The organism is Bradyrhizobium sp. STM 3557 (genome assembly GCF_045571465.1).
Taxonomy (GTDB): domain Bacteria; phylum Pseudomonadota; class Alphaproteobacteria; order Rhizobiales; family Xanthobacteraceae; genus Bradyrhizobium.
Map to the genome: position 1 here is coordinate 5,464,193 of NZ_CP120697.1, position 21,159 is coordinate 5,485,351.

A 21,159-nucleotide genomic window follows, 5' to 3' on the forward strand; every position below is an offset into this window, starting at 1 on the left:
GACTTGTTGCCAAACAACATCAGTCTATTGCTCCCGCACCCCGACCCTCTTGAGGTTATCAAGGATCTCGTCGAACTCTCGACGAAACTGCGTGTTGTTCGTGAGTGCATAACCGAAATCACGATACGATTGGATCGTGAAGTCCGGCCGGACCTTGTATAATTCGGCGAGGCTCAGCTGTGCCTGCTCAAATTGCCCCGTCGCTCCGTAAGCCGAGACTAGACCTACATAGGCGAACCAATACGCACCGTTCATATTGACGGTCCGCCTGCATTCCTCGATTGCTTCTTGATAATCGTGGAGTCGTAGGTGCGCATTGCAGAGGGTCCAGTGCCAAGCCGCAGAAGCAGGATCTCTAGGGCTTAGTCGGATAGCATGCTGAGTCACCATGACCGCTTCGCGTGTCCGCCCGGCGGAGATGAGCGCATCTCCCTTGCCAGAGTAGGCGGCCGGAAAATTCGGATTGATTTCAAGCGCAACGTCGTAGTGGTACAATGCCTCTTCGGGGTTACCAAATCGAAGAGTGTCTCCTTTGACCACGTGAGCCATTGCGCTTGCCGGGCGTTTAGAAAGGGCTTTGTCGATGAGATTGGTTGCGTTCTTCTTGTCTTGGGCCGCAGATGCAGGCCATCCGGAGAACAAACTAATCGGGGGACTCAGACACCACGCTTTCCCAATCATCGCATCGACGTCGTCTGGGTCGAGGCGCAGCGCATTCTCAAATAGCTCTGTTGCCTCCGCAATTGTCGTCTTCGATCGGGGCTCGTAGGATTTTGCCCAGCCGCGCATCGTGAAGTCCATGGCGTCTGCATTATTCGATCGCTCCAATTCGCTGCGACGGCTTTCGGCTTGGATCAGTTCAATGTTCAGCGAACGGGCGAGCCGAACTGTGATCTGGTCCTGCAACGCAGCCAGATTCGTGCGATCCCCGTCGAACCGGTCTGACCAAACGTCGCGACCGCTCGCGACGTCGGTCAGCGACACGTTAACCCGAATCTGATCGCCGGTGCGTCGAACCGCGCCCTGGACTGCCCACCGGATGCCCAGATCATTTCCCAGCGTCCTGAGGTCGATCTGCTTGTTCTTGTACGTGAATGCCGTTCCTCGTCCAATGACAAACGCGCCGGGCATTTGCGCGAGATCGGTGGTCAAATCGGCCGTAACGCCGTCAGCGAAATAGTCCTGCTCCGGATCGTTGTTGACGTTCGCAAATGGCAGGACGACAAGAGAGAGACGAGGAACGTTCTTAGGCGGGGTCGAGACCGCAATGTCCGTCTGCTTCTTGTTCGGAAATACGTCCGTACGAAGCGTTTTCCACGCACTCCAATAGCCAACGAAGCCGCCCACGATCGCGCCAATAGTGGCTATCGAGGCGAGCGTGCCGACGATGAATTGTAATCGCGCCCGAAGGCGGCTGCGGATGTTGAGATCCGGTGTTGGCTTGCCGCGCGGCCGGTCAATAGATGCAGCTTGCTCAAGTGATTCGGTATCGGGCGTCGGCTTGTCGACTAACTCTTTTGAGGTTTCCGAGTTCATGACCGTGTTTTCTCTCCGCAGAAGCACGCGCCCGCATTCCAGAACCTAGCAGAGTTTCTCAGCTTCGGATTGGTCACACTTGCTGACCAAGTTCACGCTTCCCTCAAACATAGCTTAGATAGTCGCCGGCTCCAGGTCGGAATGGGTGCCCGCTATTGGGTCAAAACGGGAAAAACTCCAGATCTGAGCAATTCCGGTCCGCTGACCTCCCCGGAGCGGACTCCGAGCCGAAGGTCGCCACTTCGCTAGTGGGCCATGAACAGACATTCGCTCACGGCCGCTTCATTTCGATCCCCATTGCAGCTTGAGGACGGCAGCGAGCAGAATACAGGTCTCGATAATTGCGGCAGCAGGGTAAGTATCCGGTGAAGACCGCGGGTTAGTCGATTGCCGCCCCGCCAGTCCAAGGATCAGGCGACGAGCTTCTGGGCTGAGAGCTTCCAATTCCAAGGCAGAAGCTGGTCAAGCGTGCGGATGTTGTGGTCGTTGATTCGAGCGAGGACGTCGGCGAGCCAAGCCTGAGGGTCGACGTCGTTGAGCTTGGCGGTCTGTATCAGCGTGTACATCACGGCGGCCCGTTCGCCGCCGCGATCGGAGCCGGCGAACAGCCACGCCTTGCGGCCGAGTGCGATGCCGCGCAACTCGCGCTCGGCGGCGTTATTGGTCAGGCAGATGCGGCCGTCGGAGAGAAAGCGCGCGAACGTCTCCCAGCGCTTGAGCATATAGTCCATGGCCTTGGCGACCTCGGAGTGCCGTGACAGCTTAGCGCGCTCGGTGCGCATCCAGATCTGCAGATCAGCGACCAGCGGCGCAACGCGCAGCGCGCGCTCGGCGAGCCGTTCGAGCGGCACCCGGCCGTTGATCTTGCGTTCGACGTCAAAGATCGCGTCGATGCGCTTCACCGCCTCGAACGCCATCGGCGCGATGACGGCGAGCTTGCCACGCGCCTTGGCGGTGACGTCGGCGAGCACGAAGAACTTGCGCCGAGCATGCGCCCAGCAAGCGGCCTCGGTGATCGGCCCTCCCTTGCGGCCGGCCTCGTACAGCCGGTTGAAGCCAGCGTAGCAGTCGGCCTGCAGGATGCCGCCATAGCCGTGCAGGTGACGCTCGGCGTGCTCGCCCGCGCGGTCGCGCGAGTAGAAGAACACTGCCGCTGGTGGATCGTGGCCGCCGAATGGGCGATCGTCGCGCACATAGACCCAGGCCCGTCCAGTCGCCGTCTGGCCCTTGGCAAGCACTGGCACCGGGGTCTCGTCGCCATGGACGCGGTTGCCCGCGAGCACGTGCGCACGGATCAGATCATGCAGCGGCCGCAGCAGCGCCGCGCAACCGCCCACCTGGTCGGCGAGCGTCGACAGGCTCAGCGCGATGCCCTCGCGCGCGTAGCGCTCCGACTGGCGATTGAGCGGCTGGTGCTGCCCGTACTTCTCGAACAGGATCATCGCCAACAGAGAAGGCCCGGCGAAGCCGCGCGGCAGAACGTGGAACGGCGCAGGCACCTGCGTGATCTTCTCGCAGTCCCGGCAGGTGAACTTCTCGCGCACGTATTGCACGACCTTCCACTGCCGCGGCACCACCTCCAGTGTCTCAGTAACATCCTCGCCGAGCTTGGCGAGCCGGGTCGAGCCACAGCAGGCGCAGGCATCGGGACCGGGCAGCACGACCCGCTCGCGCGGCAGATGCGCCGGGAACGGCTTGCGCGCAGGCTTGTTGCGCGGGAACGCAGACAGCGGCGGCGTCTCGCCAACAGCAGCGGCTGTCTTCTCGGCCGCAAGTTCGTCCTCCGCCGCAGTTGCTTCCAGCTCCTCAAGCTGAAGCTCCATCTGGTCAAGGAGCCGCGCCTTGTGCTCGCTGCGCTGTCCAAAGAGCTCGCGCCGCATCTTCGCAATCGTCAGACGCAGATGCGTGATCAGAGCCTCCGCGCCAGTCGCCTCGGCACGCATCCGCGCGATCTCGGCGTCGCGATCGCGCAGCAGGCGCGTCAATCTCTCGATCTCATCCGTGGGAGAATCACTGGGGCTCATCGCCAATGATGGAATCACAGGGCGCGCGGTTTGTATGCCCTTCCTATCGCGCTCCAACGCGTTCAGCCCGCCGCCTCCGGCCGCCATGTCCGCTGCGGCAGCCGCCAGTCGATCCCTTCCAGGAGATACCCGAGTTGGGCCGGCGTGATCGCCACCGTCCCGTCCGCCGGCGACGGCCAGATGAAGCGGCCGCGCTCCAGGCGCTTGGAGAACAGGCACATGCCCTGGCCATCGTGCCACAGCACTTTGATCAGGTCGCCGCGCCGGCCGCGGAATACGAACAGGTGGCCGCCATGCGGATCGCGCTTGAGGGTCTCCTGCACCAGCAGCGCCAGCCCATCGAACCCCTTGCGCATGTCGGTGCGGCCTGTCGCCAGCCACACCCGCGCCCCGCTCGGAATAGGGATCGTCATCGCCGCTCCAGCGCGCCGATCATCCGCGCCAGCGCACCGGGATCGACGCCTTGCTCGACGATGACCCGCAGCCCATCCGCAAGCACGATCTCCATGCGTCTGCACCCACCAGCGGGAGGCGGCGATGCCGCCGCGGCCGATCCTCCATCCGCAATCACCGCTTCGGCAAACGACACGGGCTCGGCATTCCCGCCCAGTCGCCCCTTGCGTGCCAGCCGACGCCAGGTGAACAACTGACCGGTCGACAAGCCATACCGCCGGGCGGTTGCCGAGACCTGCCGCGTGCCGCTATCGCTCTCGGCGACGATCCGCCGCTTCTCTTCCAGCGTCCAGCGACGCCGCGACCCGGTCTGGATCACCTCAAGCCGCGACACCTTCGGCATAGTCGTATGCTCAGTCATACGACTATGTCTTCGCGCCTCCCTGCATCAGCGCAAGGCGGTTCTCACCGGAGGGGTACGCAGCAGGGCATATCGCCGCGTTGCAAACGCGGGGCAAGGCGCATGCCTCCTGGGATGGTCCGGTCGTGCTCCAAGTGAAAGGCACGACCGGACCATACATTCGGTCAAAAGCGCGCGAGCTGAGTGGCCACGACTAGTTCTTGCGCGGATCGTCGGCTGGGTTGATGTAATCGATGCCACCAGGACCGACGAACTGAACTTGGAGAACGGCCTCCTCATTTCCGGTCCAGGCGTAGTGAGGATGCTTTGCCGGATATACCCACAATGAGCCTGGCTTTAACAACTCGCCTTTCTTTTCAAACGTTTCACCGTGACTAGTTCCGATATTGCCACTTATGATGGTCACGACCTCGGAATAGGGATGAGTGTGCGGCGGCATCTGAAAATTTGGAGGGAATTTGATGCGCAAGACAACCACATCCCCCGCTTTTGTTGGGTCTCCCACCAGCGTTGCGAGCTGGACACCTTTGGGAAAGGCCGGGTTCTCCTTCCACGCAAGTGCATCAGGGGTGACCCGCATCGGCGTGTTTTGCGCTGTCGCCGGGAATGAGAACACCACCAAGCCCGCTATCACCAAGAGCTTCTTCATGTGAGTGCCTCCCACGGTAATGTGGAACAAGACACATATTAGAACTCCTTGGAGCTAACCGAGTCCAGCGGCCCTGCCGCTCGACAATGACTGCTCAGGGTCACAAGGGCTTCCCTTAAATCGCAGAACTGCCTACTTCCGGTTACCCCCTGAGAGCGGACCTCCTTGGCGCCGACCGGAAGGACCGAGATGGGCCGATTCCGTTGAAAAAGTCGGCAGTAGTTTCGTCGCGAAAGACCGCTGTTCCACGAACGAATTTGGCTTGGTGGGGTTCACGCGGGCGTCGGTGCAGGCATCGGGATCAGCTTGGCCATCTTACGAAGGTTCTGAGCGGTGGCCGCGAGGGTGAACTCGTCGCGTGCGCCGTTCGGTCCTCTTAGGCGCAGCCGATCCAGCTTGAGAATGCGCTTGAGATGCGCGAACAGCATCTCGATCTTCTTGCGGAGCCGGCGTGAAGTGCGGCCTTCCCATGAGCTTGCGATCTCGCGCGCCATGTCGCGAGCGCCCTCGTAGATCGAGCGTGGAACTTTCCGGGCCGGGGTGTTGGGGCAACACCTGCTTTTCAGAGAGCATGCTTGACAATCGTGCTTGCTCGCGCGGTAGAGGATCGTCCTATGGTCGTTCACCGGCCTCCCTGTGGTGGTGAGGGTTTTGCCATCGGGGCAGCGATAGACGTCCGCAGCATAGTCGTAGGTGAAGGCCTCGCGCGAGAAAGTCCCGTCGGTGCGGGCCGACTTGTCGAAGACGGTCACGTGCGGCTCGATCCCCTGCTGGTAGACCAACCACCCGAGCATCTCAGCGGAGCCATAGGCACTGTCGCCGAGAAGCCGGCTTGGATAAAGATCGAACCTTTCGAGTGAACGCTCAATCATGCGCTTGGCGGCCAACACTTCTGCTTGGCGGATCGCCGTGGTCGCCTCGACATCGACGATGATCGCATTCTCGACGTCGACCAGATAGTTCGTCGAGTAGGCGAAGAAGGCTTGGCCGCCGTGCGCTCCCGTCCAGCGTGCCGCTGGGTCGGAGGGCGACACAAACTTGGGCGTGACCTCCGTCGCGGCGCCGAACGCGGCATCATCAAGAACAGCAAGATATTCATCGATCGCTCGGCTGGCAGCCTCCGGTGGAAGCCCCTTGTCGCCTTCGATGCCCTTCTGCCGATTGGCATCCGCCTTGATCAGGCTCGCGTCGACCGCGAATCCTTCGCCGCCGACCAGGCGCTCCCGGATGCACCGGCGCAAGACGGCCTCGAACACGCGGCGGAAGAGATCGCTCTCACGGAAGCGGCCGTGCCTGTTCTTCGAGAACGTCGAGTGATCAGGGACAGTCCCGTCCAGACCCAGACGGCAAAACCAGCGGTATGCCAGATTGAGGTGGACTTCGTCACAGAGCCGCCGCTCCGATCGGATGCCGAAGCAATAGCCGATCAGGAGCATCCTGATCATCAGCTCCGGATCGATCGAGGGCCGCCCGATGTTGCTGTAGAACGGTGCCAACTCCCGTCGCAGGTCCTCCAGGTCGACGAACCTATCGATCGACCGCAGGAGGTGGTCGGCTGGGATGTGCCTTTCTAGCGAGAACTCATAGAACAACGCAGCCTGTTCGACTTGCCGATGCCCCATCATGATCTTCAGTCCTGCCCAATTAGACAGACTGAATCATCGATATCTCTGCGTCGCAACTGCCGACTTTTTCAACGGAATCGGCCAGAAGCGGCCCTTCGGCTCTCTGGCCACTTCGGACGTCCTCCGCACCGAACGGGAGGTTCGAGATGGACCACACGGCGACGTCGGAGGCAGCCGACCCGAGTGGTCTAACGTTCTAGCTCTCTGCGAATTCGATCACGGTGCTGGATGTGCAGCACCTGAGATGCATAAAAATTCTCCAGAAGTACTTTAGCCTCCGCTAGATCGTGGCCGAGGCGAGCGAGGTCTGCAATCCGTTCCTCCTGCTCAGCAATGTGTCGTTCGCCTTCGGCAACGTGCCGCTCGGCTTGCTCCAAATGACGAAGCTGCATCGCGCGAACATTTGACTGATGGAGGTCCGACATGTCTCGCTCCCATCCTGTGCAGGCGGGAGCGCAAGCGGTCTCTCAGCCACCAGCGCCCGTATCGGTCACTGCCGGTGATGTTCTCACTCTACCACCTCCTGATGGGGCAGCGGGATAATTCGCAGTGCTGTCGGCCGAGGATACTGCTTCAGCCCTTATGCTGACCGATGTCCGGTCCGGGTCGAAATGCCAAACACTTAACTTGAGCAATTCCGGTCCGCTGACCTTCCTGGAGCAGACGTCCGAGCCGAGGGTCGCGACTTCGCTGATGGGCCCCGAAACGGGCGCCGATGCGCGAAAGTTATTGGCTGTTGTGTCTAGGCAAACTAGTGCGCTCTATAAGGACGGGCCAAAGCCAATTTTGCGACACGCCATCCACAAACTGTGCAGACTGTCGTCTGATGGGGCATCCGATTGATCCATTCCGGTCTCAACGCACTCTCTCTTTAGCTTTCTATATTCCGGCGATCCGTAGAGGTAGAGACCTAAAATCACCGCTAAGGACAATAGAACGGTCACTACGAAGCTTCGCATTAGCCATGCCCCCATTCGTTGCATTGTCCGTCTAGGCAGACACGTTTCTAAAGCAAAATATCTGGATCTAGACAGCAAACCCTCAACTCTGATCAAGCGGCACAAGGTCGCCTTCGGCTCACAAGCGGCCTATCGGTCACTCGGATTGCAGACCTTCCGGTCTTGCCCGGAGAGCGGACATCATCGGCGCCGACGGGGAAGGTCCGGACCAGAACCGGATATGGTGGGCCTGCCGAGCGCTGTCAGGCAAAACCCTCAATGTAGGCGCGCGCCACGGCGACATCGCCAGCCGCAGCGGCAGAGATACCGATCGCGTGGACTGCGCTAGGAACTCGGCAGTTCTGGTCCTTCCGCATGTCCGCCATCATCGAGGCTACCGCCTCGTGTATCCGGCCAACCCTGAGAAGCGCGAGCGCGCGCTCCTTGCTTCGCTCAACACACTGTTCTCGCGTCAAGCACACGAGCAAGCACGCGTTTTCGCATGCCATTGGCCGTCACCCCTGGTCGTGGCCCGGAGGTATAATTGTAAATTTTCGGCTGAGGGATGTGTGAGCTATCTCACACTTGCTGAGGTTTTCGCTTGGCAATTTCGCGGAACAGAGCCGAAGCGATGTCTCCATTGGGCCGATTCCGTTGAAAAAGTCGGCAGTTGCGACGCAGAGATATCGATGATTCAGTCTGTCTAATTGGGCAGGACTGAAGATCATGATGGGGCATCGGCAAGTCGAACAGGCTGCGTTGTTCTATGAGTTCTCGCTAGAAAGGCACATCCCAGCCGACCACCTCCTGCGGTCGATCGATAGGTTCGTCGACCTGGAGGACCTGCGACGGGAGTTGGCACCGTTCTACAGCAACATCGGGCGGCCCTCGATCGATCCGGAGCTGATGATCAGGATGCTCCTGATCGGCTATTGGTTCGGCATCCGATCGGAGCGGCGGCTCTGTGACGAAGTCCACCTCAATCTGGCATACCGCTGGTTTTGCCGTCTGGGTCTGGACGGGACTGTCCCTGATCACTCGACGTTCTCGAAGAACAGGCACGGCCGCTTCCGTGAGAGCGATCTCTTCCGCCGCGTGTTCGAGGCCGTCTTGCGCCGGTGCATCCGGGAGCGCCTGGTCGGCGGCGAAGGATCGCGGTCGACGCGAGCCTGATCAAGGCGGATGCCAATCGGCAGAAGGGCATCGAAGGCGACAAGGGGCTTCCACCGGAGGCTGCCAGCCGAGCGATCGATGAATATCTTGCTGTTCTTGATGATGCCGCGTTCGGCGCCGCGACGGAGGTCACGCCCAAGTTTGTGTCGCCCTCCGACCCAGCGGCACGCTGGACGGGAGCGCACGGCGGCCAAGCCTTCTTCGCCTACTCGACGAACTATCTGGTCGACGTCGAGAATGCGATCATCGTCGATGTCGAGGCGACCACGGCGATCCGCCAAGCAGAAGTGTTGGCCGCCAAGCGCATGATTGAGCGTTCACTCGAAAGGTTCGATCTTTATCCAAGCCGGCTTCTCGGCGACAGTGCCTATGGCTCCGCTGAGATGCTCGGGTGGTTGGTCTACCAGCAGGGGATCGAGCCGCACGTGACCGTCTTCGACAAGTCGGCCCGCACCGACGGGACTTTCTCGCGCGAGGCCTTCACCTACGACTATGCTGCGGACGTCTATCGCTGCCCCGATGGCAAAACCCTCACCACCACAGGGAGGCCGGTGAACGACCATAGGACGATCCTCTACCGCGCGAGCAAGCACGATTGTCAAGCATGCTCTCTGAAAAGCAGGTGTTGCCCCAACACCCCGGCCCGGAAAGTTCCACGCTCGATCTACGAGGGCGCTCGCGACATGGCGCGCGAGATCGCAAGCTCATGGGAAGGCCGCACTTCACGCCGGCTCCGCAAGAAGATCGAGATGCTGTTCGCGCATCTCAAGCGCATTCTCAAGCTGGATCGGCTGCGCCTAAGAGGACCGAACGGCGCACGCGACGAGTTCACCCTCGCGGCCACCGCTCAGAACCTTCGTAAGATGGCCAAGCTGATCCCGATGCCTGCACCGACGCCCGCGTGAACCCCACCAAGCCAAATTCGTTCGTGGAACAGCGGTCTTTCGCGACGAAACTACTGCCGACTTTTTCAACGGAATCGGCCAGAAGCGGCCTTCCTACTTCCGAGCCCGTGGGCCCTGAACCTTTAGATCGCGCGCCGCAGACTGCGGAGCGAGGCGGCCAGAGCTTCGATCCCTGCGGGCTCCCTCTCGGCAGCTTTGAAACCGCGCGCTGCGATCGATTTCGCGGCGGCATGCGAGAAGCCGCCGACCTCGCGCAGGAAGTCCTCGAAATCTCTGACGGTGCGGATATCCGCTGCCTTGACCCCGCCAGTACGGGCCAGGTCGTTCATCGGAAACGTCACCAGTGACACTTCCGGCAGATCCTTGACGGTCTTGATGGTGCGGCGCGGCTCGTTCGGCTTCGTGCCGCGCACGTAGTCGCCGACGCGGTAGCCGATGGAGAGGCCGTCGAGCGCCTTCTCCTTCATCGCGCCATAGATGCGCTTGCCGCTCTCGGTGTCCAGGTTGATCAGCCGGCCCTTGCACTGCAGGCCGTGGCTGTCCTCACTCATGGTCGACCAGCAGCCGATCGGCACGTCCGACATCGGATCGCCGCCCCCAAAGAAGCCGCCCATGCTGCCATGGTTGAGCAGCATTTTCGGCATCGTCGCCTTCGCGGCATGGCGCGCCAGCACGCCGGTGAAGGCGCCGGGCTGAATCAGGTCGCCGCCGTCATCCTCGTTGTTGAAGACGGAGCCGTAGCCCTCGAAGGTGCCGGCCGGATTGCCGTCCTCGACGAACTTGTACTGGAAGCTGACCGCGCGGCGGGTGGCAGCCAGGCCGGATTTGCGCTCGTGCATCCTATCCTCCTTCCGCCGCCGGCTTGGCTGTCCGCCGCCGGCTTGGCTGTCGCCTGGGCGACACGCGGAATGCCGTCCTGCCCAATGGGGCCGCAATTGATCGGGGCGTAGATGTGATCGCCGCCGTCGTATTCATCCATGTCGTCCCAGTCGCGGACGTCATTGATGGTGGCCCAGCCGGGATTGCCGGCGCCGCCGAGGGCGACCTTGTTGTACTCGGCACGATCTTTCGCGGTGGCGCGCAGGAATTCGCCGTCGATGAATTTGGTGTATAAGCCCTGGGCTCGCTCGGCGCGGGTCAGGCACTGGCGATCGAAGGCAGCCTCGAAACGGCGATGCCAGGGCCTGATGGTGTGCACGAGGTGCATCGCGATCAGCGTCTCCGCCGCGGCACGGGCCGCCATCTCGGCGGGATAGCCGATGACAATCGGCAGCACGCCCATTCCGTGACAGATCCGCTCGGCCTCGAGGTTGCGCAGCTGGATGTGCTGCATGTCCACGCCCTTCATGTCGAAGGGCGTGAACTTGGCATCGTTGTCCAGGATCATCACGCGGCTGACATTGTCGAGGCCGCCATAGTGCTTCTTGACCCAGGCTGCGAGACGGACGAGCTCCTTCTCATCCAGTCCCTTGTTGACGGAGATGATGCCGCTCGGCCGCGCACCATGCGCATGCAGCATCGCATGCGTCTGCTCGGTCGCGAGCGCGAGGCCGAGCGGCTCCTGCAGCAGCTTCACCGCGTCGAGGCCGTTCAGCCCATCCCATGAGAGCCCGCGGATGTGCAGGATCTCTTGATACGTGAACGTTTCCTGCGAGCCATCGGGCGCGGTGACCAGATAATACGGCGTGCGATCCGGCGTCCATTTCGGCTGCACGTGGGTCGGCACGATCGGGATCAGCTCGACGAGCTTGCCGCGCACCACGTTCTTGAATGCATACGCATTGTTGGTCACGGCGCAGTGGACCGCCAGCGTCTCCTTGAATTGCAGCGGATCCTGCCATTCGTTCGGCTCGTCATTGAGCCGAGCGTAGAGCGGGTGGTCATAGGCCTCCTGGCGCTTCGCGCCGCGGGGCTTCTCATAGACCTTGGTCGGGACGGTCGAGACCGCCTCGGCGATGCGCCGCACGCAGGCGAGAAAGGTCGTGGTCTGAAGCGCCGTCTTCCAGTTGACTGCGGGGCCAGATCGCGACTGATGGCCGCCTAACAGGCCTAACCAGAGGTCGTTGATCTCGCCCCAGGTCAGGCCATTGACGCCTTTGACCTCGCGTGCCAGCGAACCGAACAGGCTCATTCGCGCGCCTCGAGGCGGCGGCCGAACAGGATCGACAGCGCCATCAGCAGCGCGCCACCAACCAGAAAGCCGGCCGGCACATAGATCAGCCAGGCACCATAGGAGATGCTACCTGCTCCGGCGAAGCCGCATGCGTCCAGCGCGACGTGCGGCAGCGGGCGGGCGAGCGTCCGCATGCCCTTACGCAGACCTGCCGATGCCATGGACCACCTGCTTGTCACCCTCGGCGTCTCCCATATCCATCGCGTGGGCAGCGGCGTCGATCTTAGCCATCAGCGCATCGAGGTCGTCAGTGTTCCTGCCGGAGTTGCTGGAGGTGGGTTGGGGGTTGAGCGACATCAGATGCGCGGCATTGAACAGCGCCATCGCGGGATCGACTTTACCGAAGCCGGCCTCGTCACGCGCAACGCGCATCGCGGTCGGCGTCTGCACCACCTTCAATTCGACACGCACCAAGCGAGCAGTTTCTTGTCGCCGTGGCGGAACGAATGATCGGCGAGCTTGCGCTCGACCGTCTTGACGGCGCCCATCAGCGCGATGCCCTGACGCACGGCATCGAGATTGTCGTTGTCTTGCGTGATCCCGATCTTGTCCAGGGCATCGACGATGGCGCCGATGCCGGCCGCGTCAACGCCGACCTGGGCGAGCAGGCCGCGATGCTTCACCCGAGCGACGAGGTCAACGACGAATTGGATGTCGGGCGGCAGCGCGTTCGGATCCAGCGACGGCTCCAGCGCGCCCTCGGGCAGCTCGGCGAGCTCAGGGTCATCAGTGCCAGCATCATCCGCGCTGAAGCGGAAGATGGTCAGCTCGCCAGCGTGCTTGAACTGCAAATACTCGACCGCATTGGCCTTACGGCGCTCGACGCGCCGATCGTAGAGATCAGGCCGCACGCCCAGCCCAACCAGCGCTGGGTGCCCTTCTCCCGGCCGATCACGCCGACGCCCAAGAGGTCATCGAGACCGCCGCCGTCAAGACCGATCGTCACGACCTCGGAGCGGTCGAGGATCTCGTCCAGCTCCAGAAGATCCGGATCAAGACCGCGATCCCAGATCAGCGCGCCGGCCCAGCCGTCGGCCCACAGCGAATTGCCGATCTGGACGTTGAGGTGCTTGGCGAAGAGGCCGGCGACCTGGGCGCGACCGGCGCGCTGCGCCTTCTCGAGCTCCTTGCGGATATAGGTCTCGTCGACCGATGCACCGAGGTTCGGGTTGGTGACGTGCCAGTGCCGCGGATCGCGGAACTGATCATCCTTGAGCAGGTCCGGCGGAAACTCGTACAGCACCGGCAGGCTCGACGGCTCGTCGATCTTGCCGTCGCGGATGCCGCGGAATTCTTCCAGTGTCTGAGCGAATACGCCGGCTGGCGGCGCATCCGATTGCGTCGATAGATAGATCACGAACCCTTCGGGTCGCGAAGCCAAGCCGCCCTTGGCCTCGAGCAGCATGCTGTCGGCTCCGGACCCGCTTGCCGAAGACATGGAGCTCATCGACCAGCAGCCCGATCGTCTTCTTTCCGGACACCGTCTCGTTGTCGGCCGCGACCACCTTGAGGAACGCGCCGGTGTTGCGATGTTCGATGACGCGGCCGGCGCTCGGTTTCAGGATCGCGCGCAGGTCCGGATCGGCCATCACCATGTCGCGGGCCGGGATGTACGAGTTGTCCGCGATCTCCTTGGTGGGCCCGAGGATGTAGAACTCACCGGACTCGCGCCAGTTGCGGATCAAGGCGGTGACCATGATGCCGGCGGCGAGCGTCGACTTGCCGTTCTTCTTGCTGATCAGCAGGAAGAAGTTCTGGATCAGCCTCCGGCCGGTCTCGGCATCATAAGCCCCGAAAATTGCGGCAACGAAATCGAGGATCCATCGACGCGCCGCGGCGCCGAAAGTCGGGCGATGCGCCGCATCCACGATGCGCAATGCCTTGAAGATGTCGAGCGCAGCTTCCGCCTCGTCCGGAATAGCGGATCGAATGGAATGAGCGAGCGGTGCGGCTGAGCCGAGATCGCGCCCGGCTCACATCAATCGATTTGCCGCTGACCCTCCTCTACGCCGTGTATGTCGGAAGCACGTACCCCCTTTGGCCCGCAGCCGAATGTCAGTGTCTACGAATGGGATTTTGAGCACTTCAAGATTGTTGTTCTGTCGCAGTATCTAGCCATGCCACCGCACCGGACCGGCTTGTTCTTCCATCATGTCACTATCGATTCGCGAGGCACCGAGCCCTCGGTCCAGGACCAATTGCGAAACATGATGCGCGGGCAGAGCCCGGCGGGTTGCACCAGCCATTTCACGAGAGCCTCTCTGATCCACGCCATTCAAATGGTGGAACAAATAAAGCAGGAGATCTCCGATCCCGACCAACTGGCGTACCTCAATGAGATGGCGAAAGCCGCCGAGGCCAAACTCGCCGAACTCGATGCCGCCACTTGGCTGCTAGCTGGATCCGATTATTTTCGAACTGAGACTGGTCAATAGATTGTCAATTTGTCCAGCCGACGGGGCTCAGCGGCGTCGAGCGCCACCCGCGGTGCGGTTTAGTCTTTCGGAAAAGCAGATCAAAGTAGTCCTTCAAATCGCGATAGCTCTCCGCTGACAAGACGGCCGGGAAGGTGGCCGACTCTTCCACAGCTATACGAACATTCTAAGAACATCGAAACTAGAACAGAGCGTGTCATACGGTGTCATATGATGTCATATGGCACACCAGCATCCACGCTGCGCGAACACCAATTAAGTGAACAGAATCAGATTGGTGGGGGAGGCAGGACTCGAACCTGCGAAGCCATGAGGCGGCTGATTTACAGTTACCCAAGATATAACAAAATCAATAACTTACGTGTCGCATTCTGACGCATCTGTTCAGGAACTGCTAAGCTTACGAGCATCCGTGATTTACATGATATCACTTTGATGGCTCACTATTCCATTACCGCGAGCAAGACCGATCAACGGCAATCCGCGCGATTCAAAGGGAATAGTTTTGATGAGTACCGACGACGCCCGCCGCGACAACGATCCCCAGCCCCGACCAAAAATCCAGATCATCGGCGAAGATGCGCGTCATCTCATCATAGCAATCAGCATCGACAAGGAATGGCTCGCTGCGCAGTTTGATTTCCTCGTCGCCCTCACGGATTTCGCCGGCCTGCTGCATCCTGACCCTTGAGCGAGGGCCGGTCAGCTCTCCTGCTTGGCTAGGGCCTCACGGCGCCTGGCCTCGCCCTCGACAGCCTCGCGAATGAAGTCTGCCCGCTTCTCCTTTTCCGCAAGCAAACGGTCAATCCGCGCCAGCGTTCCCTTTGGAAACCTGGCCGGCGTCGCCTCTTCGTTGATTCGCTTGCGTCCCACGGAGACGGATATTTGATTATGTCTTCTTTTGGGTCAAACCGTGCCCCTGATACATCCAAATAGTTGATATCACATATATGACGTCCGATGGGTTGCAGAGACCTATTGGCGCGGACGCTGCCTCGCGGTGTACTGGCTGCGGCCCGATCCATTGAATTCTGGCTCGAGGATCAGGTCATGCCGCAGTACCAGCTGCTCGAGCGCCTTAATGGTCGCCGCATTGTCGGAGTGCTTCTGGTCGAAGTCAGCCAGGATCTCCTTCTTCATGTCCCTGATCTGCCGGATGATCCAGAGGGTCGCGCCAACGACCGTCCCCATGATCAGGATCAGCAGGGTCACCCCGGCACAGATTGCAAGTATCCATTCAGGGCTTACCATCATCGGCTTGCATTCCGTTCCGTCGCGGCCGGCGCTACATCAGTCCCGGGATCGGCGCCAGCTTCGCCATGCCGGCGACGCCAGCCACGGCGGCCGAGATGAATTGGATCACGTTAGCCTGAAACAGCTGCGCCGCCCCTGCGCATGATGTATAGAGCGGTCCTTGCGGTGAGAGGCTGTCGACGATCTCGGCTGACGTCTCAATATCGCTGAACAGCGACGGGTCCGGCTTTGCGGCGTCCGTGCCGTCGGCGTTCTTCAGCCCTTTGCCGTTGGCCTGCTCGTTGATCGCGATGATAGCGTCCCAGCACTGCTTGCGCGTCTTCGAGGCAGGCGTATTAGCGGCACCGGCCATCAGCGACGCATACACGAGATCGTCGTGGCTGGCTTGTTGGATCTTCTGCCAGACCGCCAGCGCATCCTTCTTCAGATTTCCGGTCAACTGCACGCCGGTGGCCGGATCACCCTTGAAGCCGTTCTTGGCATCCTGGATCAGGTCGCCGGTGAGGACCGGGCCTTGCTGCTGAGCCGCCGCTGGCCGGCGCGCCGCTTGCGCCATCGCGCCTCCAGCACTTGCCAGCAAAAATGATAGCGCGAAAGCAACCAGCAACACGGTGGCGACGGAGCCGGTGACCGATCGAACAGCCGCGGCCTTGGAGCCGCTGTCGACAGCCGCGGCATGCGGCAACACCTCGGCTGCAACCGCGGCATCCTTGGCCGTCCTGGTGGCCGTCAGCTTCTTCAGCAGGCCCTCGATTTGTAGATAGCCGGTCGTGGTGAACCATCCCCAGAAGATGCCGGCCAGCGTCATACCGGCGCCGATGAACGCTTCGACGCCGGCACCGTCCTTGATGATGCCGTAGGACGCCAATGCCATCCCGAGCGTCCGGAGAGTGTCGCGCGCGATCTGTGCAGCCCAAGGCTTAACCAGTTCCCAATTCATGTCCTGCTCCTATCCAGCACCATGCCCGAGTGGGTTGGCGCACCACGGCCAAAAGAAATGTGAGGCGAGAATTCCGGCGAAGAGACCCATCAGCCAGATCGACAGCGGCCACGTCGCGCCAACACTCGCGACGCAATGCGAAAGCGTGTTGAAGCGATCGGGATGCCGGAAGGCGAGAAACTCGAACACTACGAAGAACGCGATAGCGAGCAGCGCTCCGACGATCCAGGGAGTGTTCATGGAGCGTTTCCGAGAGCAAACTGAATGAGGGCAACCGCCAGCGGCGCAGCACACGCGACATAGGCCAGCGCGGCGAATTTCGAGTGCGTGAAAACGATGCACCTGAGGAGCCACGCGAGCGCAAGGGCAAACAGCACATAGATCGCGTAGACCACGGCTGTGATGATCCAACCGTGGTAGACCCAGAAGCTGAGATCGATGCAGTCGCCCATCATGCACATCACGCCGCCTCCGCGAACGTGATGGACGGATCCAGCACCATCATCCGCGCGAGGATCGGCGCGCAGCCTTCCTGCACGTCGACCTTGCGGGCATTGAAGACGCCGTCCGCCGTGAACTTGCCGTGGTCATACTGATCCGTGCCTGACCAGACATAGGGTGAGGCGATGCCGCGGATCGCGTAGCCGATGCCGTTGTACTCTTCAAACAGCGTCAGTACGCCGCCGACTGACCAGTCGGTCCAATTCGCTGCATGCGGTGCGCAGTCGATCAGCGCATCGAGACAGCCCCTGGTCCATGCATCACGGCCTGGCGTCACGTCGTCCGCATGCGCCAGGAACGGGCCCCTTCCCTTTGGCTCATGCGTCGAGACAGCATGCAGCGGATCGCCCTGGGCGAGCTGGCGATCCCAATGCGGCGGCCCGCCATATTCCCGCTCGCTGACGATGGCAATGAACCACCACGGCACCGGCTGCAGCTTCAGCTCGACCAGGCGGTCAGTGACGCCCTGATAACGCGCCTTGGCGTCAGGCGCTGATAGCCGCTTTGCGGTGGCGTCGAAGTCGGGGAGCAGATTGGCCTTGATGTGCATCGCGTGCCAGCGCCGGGCGTTGGCTGCCTTGATCGCAAATACCTTGACGCTCATCGGTTCGCCCTCTCGCCTTCCGCGAAAGTGGCGCAGTTTCGGCGTCGTCAACCGTAAGGCGCGATCGGCGGATCATTCCCTGACCTGATGGGACGGCTAACCTCTGTTGCTGGTTGTTGCTCGTTTGCTTCAGTCAATGACAATCTGCGCGATTTACGGTCGCATAATCCAATTGATCGCGTTGAGGTTGCGATGTATGGGTCAAAACATACCTTTTGGGAAAATCGTACCTTTAGGAAGGCGCTTTCGTTCATGCTCGTTTCGGTCCAAGCTTTACGCGCCGTGGCAGCCTTGTCCGTTGTTTTGTGCCATTTCAGTCAAGCACAGCTCATTTTGAGCGGCCACGGCGACGACTGGATCCCGCTCTATTCCCTGGCCAGCGGCGTCGATCTGTTCTTCGTCATCTCCGGCTTTATCATGGTGCACTCGTCAGAGAAGCTGTTCGGCTCGCCGGGTGCGCCGGCAATCTTCTTCGGTCGCCGGCTTTCACGAGTTGTCCCGCCATACTGGTTGGCGACGCTGATCGCGCTGGCGTTCGCCCCCAGCGTCACATGGGCATCTTTGGCTGGATCTCTCTTCTTCGTTCCGTACGTCTCGAATCCCACTTATGGGCAGGCCACTCCGCTGCTCGGGGTTGGCTGGACCTTGAACTACGAGATGATGTTCTACGTCATGTTCGCGGCCACCCTGATGCTCCCGCGCAAATGGGCGCTAGCCGCCGTCGGTCTCGCCCTGGCTATCATGGCCGCGCTCGGCCATTTCGGATTTATAGATCAGCCGACACCGCTTAGGTTCTGGTGCGATCCGATCATCATCGAATTCGCGCTCGGCATGGCGATCGCCATCGCATACCGAAAATCGATCAAACTTCCCGCTCTCGCGCGCACGCTGCTAGTGCTGATTGCGGTCACAATCATCTATGGTTTTCAGCACCACATCGGCGGCGGCGGAATGCCGTCCAATGACCGATTGCTTGTGTGGGGCTTGCCCACTGCCATGATCTTCACAGCCGGTGTGCTCGGGCCATGGCCGAGCGGACATCCGTCTATTCAGCGGGCCGTCGTTGCGCTGGGCGATGCGTCGTATTCGATGTACCTGATTCACCCGCTTGTGGTCACCGCGATCATAACGCAGTGGGCACATCTATCTCACTTTGGTCTGCCGCGCGTCTTGGTGGTTGGTTTCGCAGTGACAATCATCCTGTCCCTGCTTTCGTACAGGTTCATCGAACGGTCAGCGATGAACGGCCTTCGTATCCTCAATTGGACGCAGCGACCATTAACAGTTCGTGAAGCCAGCGTTAGATCCGCAGGATCGTGACCCGGCACCTGAAATGGTGACGGAAGCAAGTGCTGTAGTAGATGACATCAGCATTGCGCCATTGTTATTTGCGAACGACGTGGATCCGATTTCAGTGCCAGTTATCATCGTAAACCTATGATGATTTAGCATGATAGCTGACGAGAGGACGCCACCATCGATATGAGTGATGGCGGACGCGTTGTTGGTGTCATCGATGTAGATCGAATAGGAGTACGTGCCGCTGAAATCGGTCTGAGTGAAATGATTTTCAGCGATAGCTGTAGCACCACCCGGCCCTATGTACGCACCCTGCATGAAGGCAGCACTAGTGCCGACCATGGTGATACCGATGCTGTCGAGCTTTACCCTGACATACCAGTTTGCGCCTTGACTGAAAACGCACTGCTGCCAGCCGCAGATGTAACTGTTTTCTACAAGGCTATCGACACCGTTGTTGACAAGTCCCTGTGCCCCGAACCAGATCCTGGCGTCGCGGATCGTGACAGAGCAGTTTGCCCCGATCTTTACCGCAGGCTGCGTTGAGGTGTTGGTCTGAAAACCTAAGACCTGCAGTTTTTCCAATCCTCCAAGATGCCCGCCTCCTGGGCACGTGCCGCCCGATGTCGAAAACGAGACAGCCATGCTGTCCGTCGACACCTGGATCGAGCTTGCGATTCCGCTTCCTTCTAGCCACACGCCCGCAGAAACGGTTAATCCTGCGCCAGAGACAAGATAGGTTCCAGGAGGAAAAAATACGAACCCGCCGCCATACGTGGAATTCAAATAATTGATGTGGCATTGAATTGCGGATGTATCATCGGCCGCTCCATTGCCTATGGCAGCCGCGCAGCTATGTGCGGGAGACTTAACGTCGAACCAGGGCGCGCCGCCGAAGTATGTATTGCCCTGCATCTGGTTGGTGCCAGATGCAGTAATATTGCCACTGTAAACATGATTCTGATCAGTCGTGACTGTCGCCTGATCCTGGATCGCCGTTCCGAGCGTGCCGCCGAACGTCGTGATATGACCCACCGTTGATGACCCAGGACCGGTAACGTTACCGGCCCCGGCTGGCGTCGCCCATTGGCAGTCGCCGCGCAGGAATGTCGAGCTCGACGCGCCAGTCAAGCCGGGACAGGTGTTCGCGATCGGGAGATTTCCGATCACGCCGGTACCTAGCGGCAAATTCGTTGCATGAGCCAGATCTGCCGACGACGGCTGGCCCAATGCGCCGCCCTGGAAGTACAGAAGACCGGTACCTGTCGGATCAGTCATCGCCGCGCGCAGATTGGCGCTCGATGGCGTAACAAGAAATTGCGCAACACCGTTCGCGAATGACGTCGGAGAGGCAGGCGCAGGCTGCGCGGTAAAGTTACCCCACACCTGCCATGGATCGAGCTGGCCAGTTTGTCCACTCGCAACAGCGGTCGAGAGAGCGCACAGCAACGCGCCGGCAAGCAGCGATGTCAGCCTGGTCATGGGTCGATCACATATTTCAGTGTGGAGGGACGGAGGCGGAAGCCGCCGTAGTTGGCCTTGATCGGAAGCGGGTTGAGACCCTCAATGGTCTCCGCGCCGTTCGGGATGATGCTGATGTTGCGGCCAGCCGCGGCCGCGTGTCCGGTGAAATCCTTGACGATCACCGGCCGTCCCGCGCGCGCGATTGCGGGAGGCAGCTCGATCACGACCGGACCGCCGGACGTATCAACGGCGAGGTAGAGATCGCCGAACTGCACCTGATAGGGCGACTTCGTAATGTCGATCTTAGTCGGCGGCGCCCCGAGCACCGCATTAATCGCCTCGGCCAGAATCGCGCTCGCCGCTGCGATCATCGCCTGCGTGGGATCAGCGCCGAATGCGGAGAGGATGTCACGACGCTGCTCGGCGTCTCGCATGGCAGCCGCATCGTGCAGCCGCGTATGGGTCGCGGCGTCAAAGCTGCGCAAGTTCTGAAAATCGGTTTCTTGCAGCGCAGGCGTCTTGCGCAGAAATGTCAGGGTGCCGGGCGCTGGCGGCAATGCGACCGGTGTTGCCGTGACGAAACCGGTGCCGGCGGCCAGCGCCGCCGCATAGTGGATGCCCAATGTCAGCAGCACCTCTGCGCTACCAGGGGCATCGGCGAGGTAATAGACCTCGACAGCAGCGACGTCCTGCGCCTGCCAGCCCGGCGTGAACGAGGTTTCCACGCCGGTCCAGCGTAGATTGGTCGGGCCGCAGGCTTCCGAGGAGACTGTCATGCCGCGACGCTAAGACCGCAGCAAAGGCGTCAACCGTTAGCCGCCTGTG

The 21,159-nt window shown here is 60.9% G+C and carries 22 protein-coding genes and 3 pseudogenes; 4 read left to right on the top strand and 21 right to left on the bottom strand.

Going from position 1 to position 21,159, the window contains the following annotated elements:
• Positions 1-24 precede the first annotated feature (24 nt).
• The 7 genes from P6U24_RS25095 to P6U24_RS25125 all read right to left on the bottom strand — a co-directional run bounded on the left by P6U24_RS25095 (position 25) and on the right by P6U24_RS25125 (position 7,073).
• Complete coding sequence (locus P6U24_RS25095) at positions 25-1,536, bottom strand: tetratricopeptide repeat protein (protein ID WP_407155152.1); 1,512 nt, start codon at positions 1,534-1,536, stop codon at positions 25-27.
• 410 nt (positions 1,537-1,946) lie between these two features.
• Positions 1,947-3,560: an IS66 family transposase gene (gene tnpC, locus P6U24_RS25100; RefSeq protein WP_407153977.1), complete on the bottom strand. Its 1,614-nt coding sequence runs from the start codon at positions 3,558-3,560 to the stop codon at positions 1,947-1,949.
• Positions 3,561-3,622: 62 nt separating this feature from the next.
• A complete protein-coding gene (gene tnpB, locus P6U24_RS25105; protein ID WP_407153976.1) occupies positions 3,623-3,973 on the bottom strand; it encodes an IS66 family insertion sequence element accessory protein TnpB in 351 nt (116 codons plus the stop codon).
• On the bottom strand, positions 3,970-4,374 hold the full coding sequence (gene tnpA / locus P6U24_RS25110) for an IS66-like element accessory protein TnpA (RefSeq protein WP_407153975.1): 405 nt from the start codon (positions 4,372-4,374) through the stop codon (positions 3,970-3,972). The genes tnpB and tnpA overlap by 4 nt, the downstream gene beginning before the upstream one ends.
• 193 nt (positions 4,375-4,567) lie before the next feature.
• Complete coding sequence (locus tag P6U24_RS25115) at positions 4,568-5,023, bottom strand: cupin domain-containing protein (RefSeq protein ID WP_407155153.1); 456 nt, start codon at positions 5,021-5,023, stop codon at positions 4,568-4,570.
• 272 nt (positions 5,024-5,295) lie between these two features.
• Positions 5,296-6,648 (bottom strand): transposase, encoded by a 1,353-nt coding sequence (locus P6U24_RS25120; RefSeq protein ID WP_407154848.1) that lies wholly within the window; start codon positions 6,646-6,648, stop codon positions 5,296-5,298.
• A 188-nt stretch (positions 6,649-6,836) separates the two neighbouring features.
• Positions 6,837-7,073: a hypothetical protein gene (locus tag P6U24_RS25125; RefSeq protein WP_407155154.1), complete on the bottom strand. Its 237-nt coding sequence runs from the start codon at positions 7,071-7,073 to the stop codon at positions 6,837-6,839.
• 1,239 nt (positions 7,074-8,312) lie between these two features.
• On the opposite strand from P6U24_RS25125, the pseudogene P6U24_RS25130 reads away from it, so the two are divergent.
• A pseudogene (locus P6U24_RS25130) lies at positions 8,313-9,664 on the top strand (transposase).
• 122 nt (positions 9,665-9,786) lie between these two features.
• Here the strand turns inward: P6U24_RS25130 and P6U24_RS25135 are convergent.
• From P6U24_RS25135 to P6U24_RS25165, 7 genes and pseudogenes are all read right to left on the bottom strand, one after another.
• Positions 9,787-10,503, bottom strand: coding sequence for an HK97 family phage prohead protease (locus tag P6U24_RS25135; protein WP_407155155.1), 717 nt, complete (start codon positions 10,501-10,503; stop codon positions 9,787-9,789).
• Positions 10,504-10,688: 185 nt separating this feature from the next.
• Positions 10,689-11,795, bottom strand: a pseudogene (locus tag P6U24_RS25140) (phage portal protein); the annotation flags it as partial.
• On the bottom strand, positions 11,792-11,998 hold the full coding sequence (locus P6U24_RS25145; protein WP_407155156.1) for a hypothetical protein: 207 nt from the start codon (positions 11,996-11,998) through the stop codon (positions 11,792-11,794). The gene P6U24_RS25145 and the pseudogene P6U24_RS25140, both read right to left, overlap by 4 nt.
• Entirely contained in the window at positions 11,976-12,248 is a 273-nt protein-coding gene (locus tag P6U24_RS25150; RefSeq protein WP_407155157.1) for a hypothetical protein, read from the bottom strand. Before P6U24_RS25150 ends, P6U24_RS25145 begins: the two co-directional genes overlap by 23 nt.
• On the bottom strand, positions 12,233-12,628 hold the full coding sequence (locus P6U24_RS25155; protein WP_407155158.1) for a hypothetical protein: 396 nt from the start codon (positions 12,626-12,628) through the stop codon (positions 12,233-12,235). Before P6U24_RS25155 ends, P6U24_RS25150 begins: the two co-directional genes overlap by 16 nt.
• Positions 12,601-13,242 (bottom strand): hypothetical protein, encoded by a 642-nt coding sequence (locus tag P6U24_RS25160; RefSeq protein WP_407160814.1) that lies wholly within the window; start codon positions 13,240-13,242, stop codon positions 12,601-12,603. The genes P6U24_RS25155 and P6U24_RS25160 overlap by 28 nt, the downstream gene beginning before the upstream one ends.
• 76 nt (positions 13,243-13,318) lie before the next feature.
• A pseudogene (locus tag P6U24_RS25165) lies at positions 13,319-13,705 on the bottom strand (terminase large subunit); the annotation flags it as partial.
• 147 nt (positions 13,706-13,852) lie between these two features.
• Here P6U24_RS25165 and P6U24_RS25170 point away from each other — a divergent pair.
• Positions 13,853-14,272 (top strand): hypothetical protein, encoded by a 420-nt coding sequence (locus P6U24_RS25170; protein ID WP_407155159.1) that lies wholly within the window; start codon positions 13,853-13,855, stop codon positions 14,270-14,272.
• 508 nt (positions 14,273-14,780) lie between these two features.
• Complete coding sequence (locus P6U24_RS25175; RefSeq protein WP_407155160.1) at positions 14,781-14,963, top strand: hypothetical protein; 183 nt, start codon at positions 14,781-14,783, stop codon at positions 14,961-14,963.
• 284 nt (positions 14,964-15,247) lie between these two features.
• Here P6U24_RS25175 and P6U24_RS25180 read toward each other — a convergent pair whose 3' ends face one another.
• The 5 genes from P6U24_RS25180 to P6U24_RS25200 all read right to left on the bottom strand — a co-directional run bounded on the left by P6U24_RS25180 (position 15,248) and on the right by P6U24_RS25200 (position 17,571).
• The gene (locus P6U24_RS25180) at positions 15,248-15,484 is read right to left on the bottom strand and encodes a hypothetical protein (RefSeq protein WP_407155161.1); all 237 of its coding nucleotides are present in this window, start codon (positions 15,482-15,484) and stop codon (positions 15,248-15,250) included.
• A 73-nt stretch (positions 15,485-15,557) separates the two neighbouring features.
• Positions 15,558-16,466 carry a hypothetical protein gene (locus P6U24_RS25185; protein ID WP_407155162.1) on the bottom strand — a complete coding sequence of 303 codons (909 nt, stop codon included), beginning with the start codon at positions 16,464-16,466 and terminating at the stop codon, positions 15,558-15,560.
• A 9-nt stretch (positions 16,467-16,475) separates the two neighbouring features.
• Complete coding sequence (locus tag P6U24_RS25190) at positions 16,476-16,706, bottom strand: hypothetical protein (protein WP_407155163.1); 231 nt, start codon at positions 16,704-16,706, stop codon at positions 16,476-16,478.
• Positions 16,703-16,927: a hypothetical protein gene (locus P6U24_RS25195; protein ID WP_407155164.1), complete on the bottom strand. Its 225-nt coding sequence runs from the start codon at positions 16,925-16,927 to the stop codon at positions 16,703-16,705. Before P6U24_RS25195 ends, P6U24_RS25190 begins: the two co-directional genes overlap by 4 nt.
• Complete coding sequence (locus P6U24_RS25200; RefSeq protein WP_407155165.1) at positions 16,927-17,571, bottom strand: hypothetical protein; 645 nt, start codon at positions 17,569-17,571, stop codon at positions 16,927-16,929. The genes P6U24_RS25195 and P6U24_RS25200 overlap by 1 nt, the downstream gene beginning before the upstream one ends.
• Before the next feature lie 252 nt (positions 17,572-17,823).
• On the opposite strand from P6U24_RS25200, the gene P6U24_RS25205 reads away from it, so the two are divergent.
• Positions 17,824-18,891 (top strand): acyltransferase family protein, encoded by a 1,068-nt coding sequence (locus P6U24_RS25205; protein ID WP_407155166.1) that lies wholly within the window; start codon positions 17,824-17,826, stop codon positions 18,889-18,891.
• On the opposite strand, the gene P6U24_RS25210 is transcribed toward P6U24_RS25205, so the two are convergent.
• Together P6U24_RS25210 and P6U24_RS25215 are read right to left on the bottom strand one after the other, a co-directional pair.
• Positions 18,850-20,352, bottom strand: a complete 1,503-nt coding sequence (locus P6U24_RS25210; RefSeq protein ID WP_407155167.1) for a glycosyl hydrolase family 28-related protein — start codon at positions 20,350-20,352, stop codon at positions 18,850-18,852. The genes P6U24_RS25205 and P6U24_RS25210 overlap by 42 nt on opposite strands.
• On the bottom strand, positions 20,349-21,110 hold the full coding sequence (locus P6U24_RS25215) for a hypothetical protein (protein WP_407155168.1): 762 nt from the start codon (positions 21,108-21,110) through the stop codon (positions 20,349-20,351). Before P6U24_RS25215 ends, P6U24_RS25210 begins: the two co-directional genes overlap by 4 nt.
• Positions 21,111-21,159: the final 49 nt, after the last annotated feature.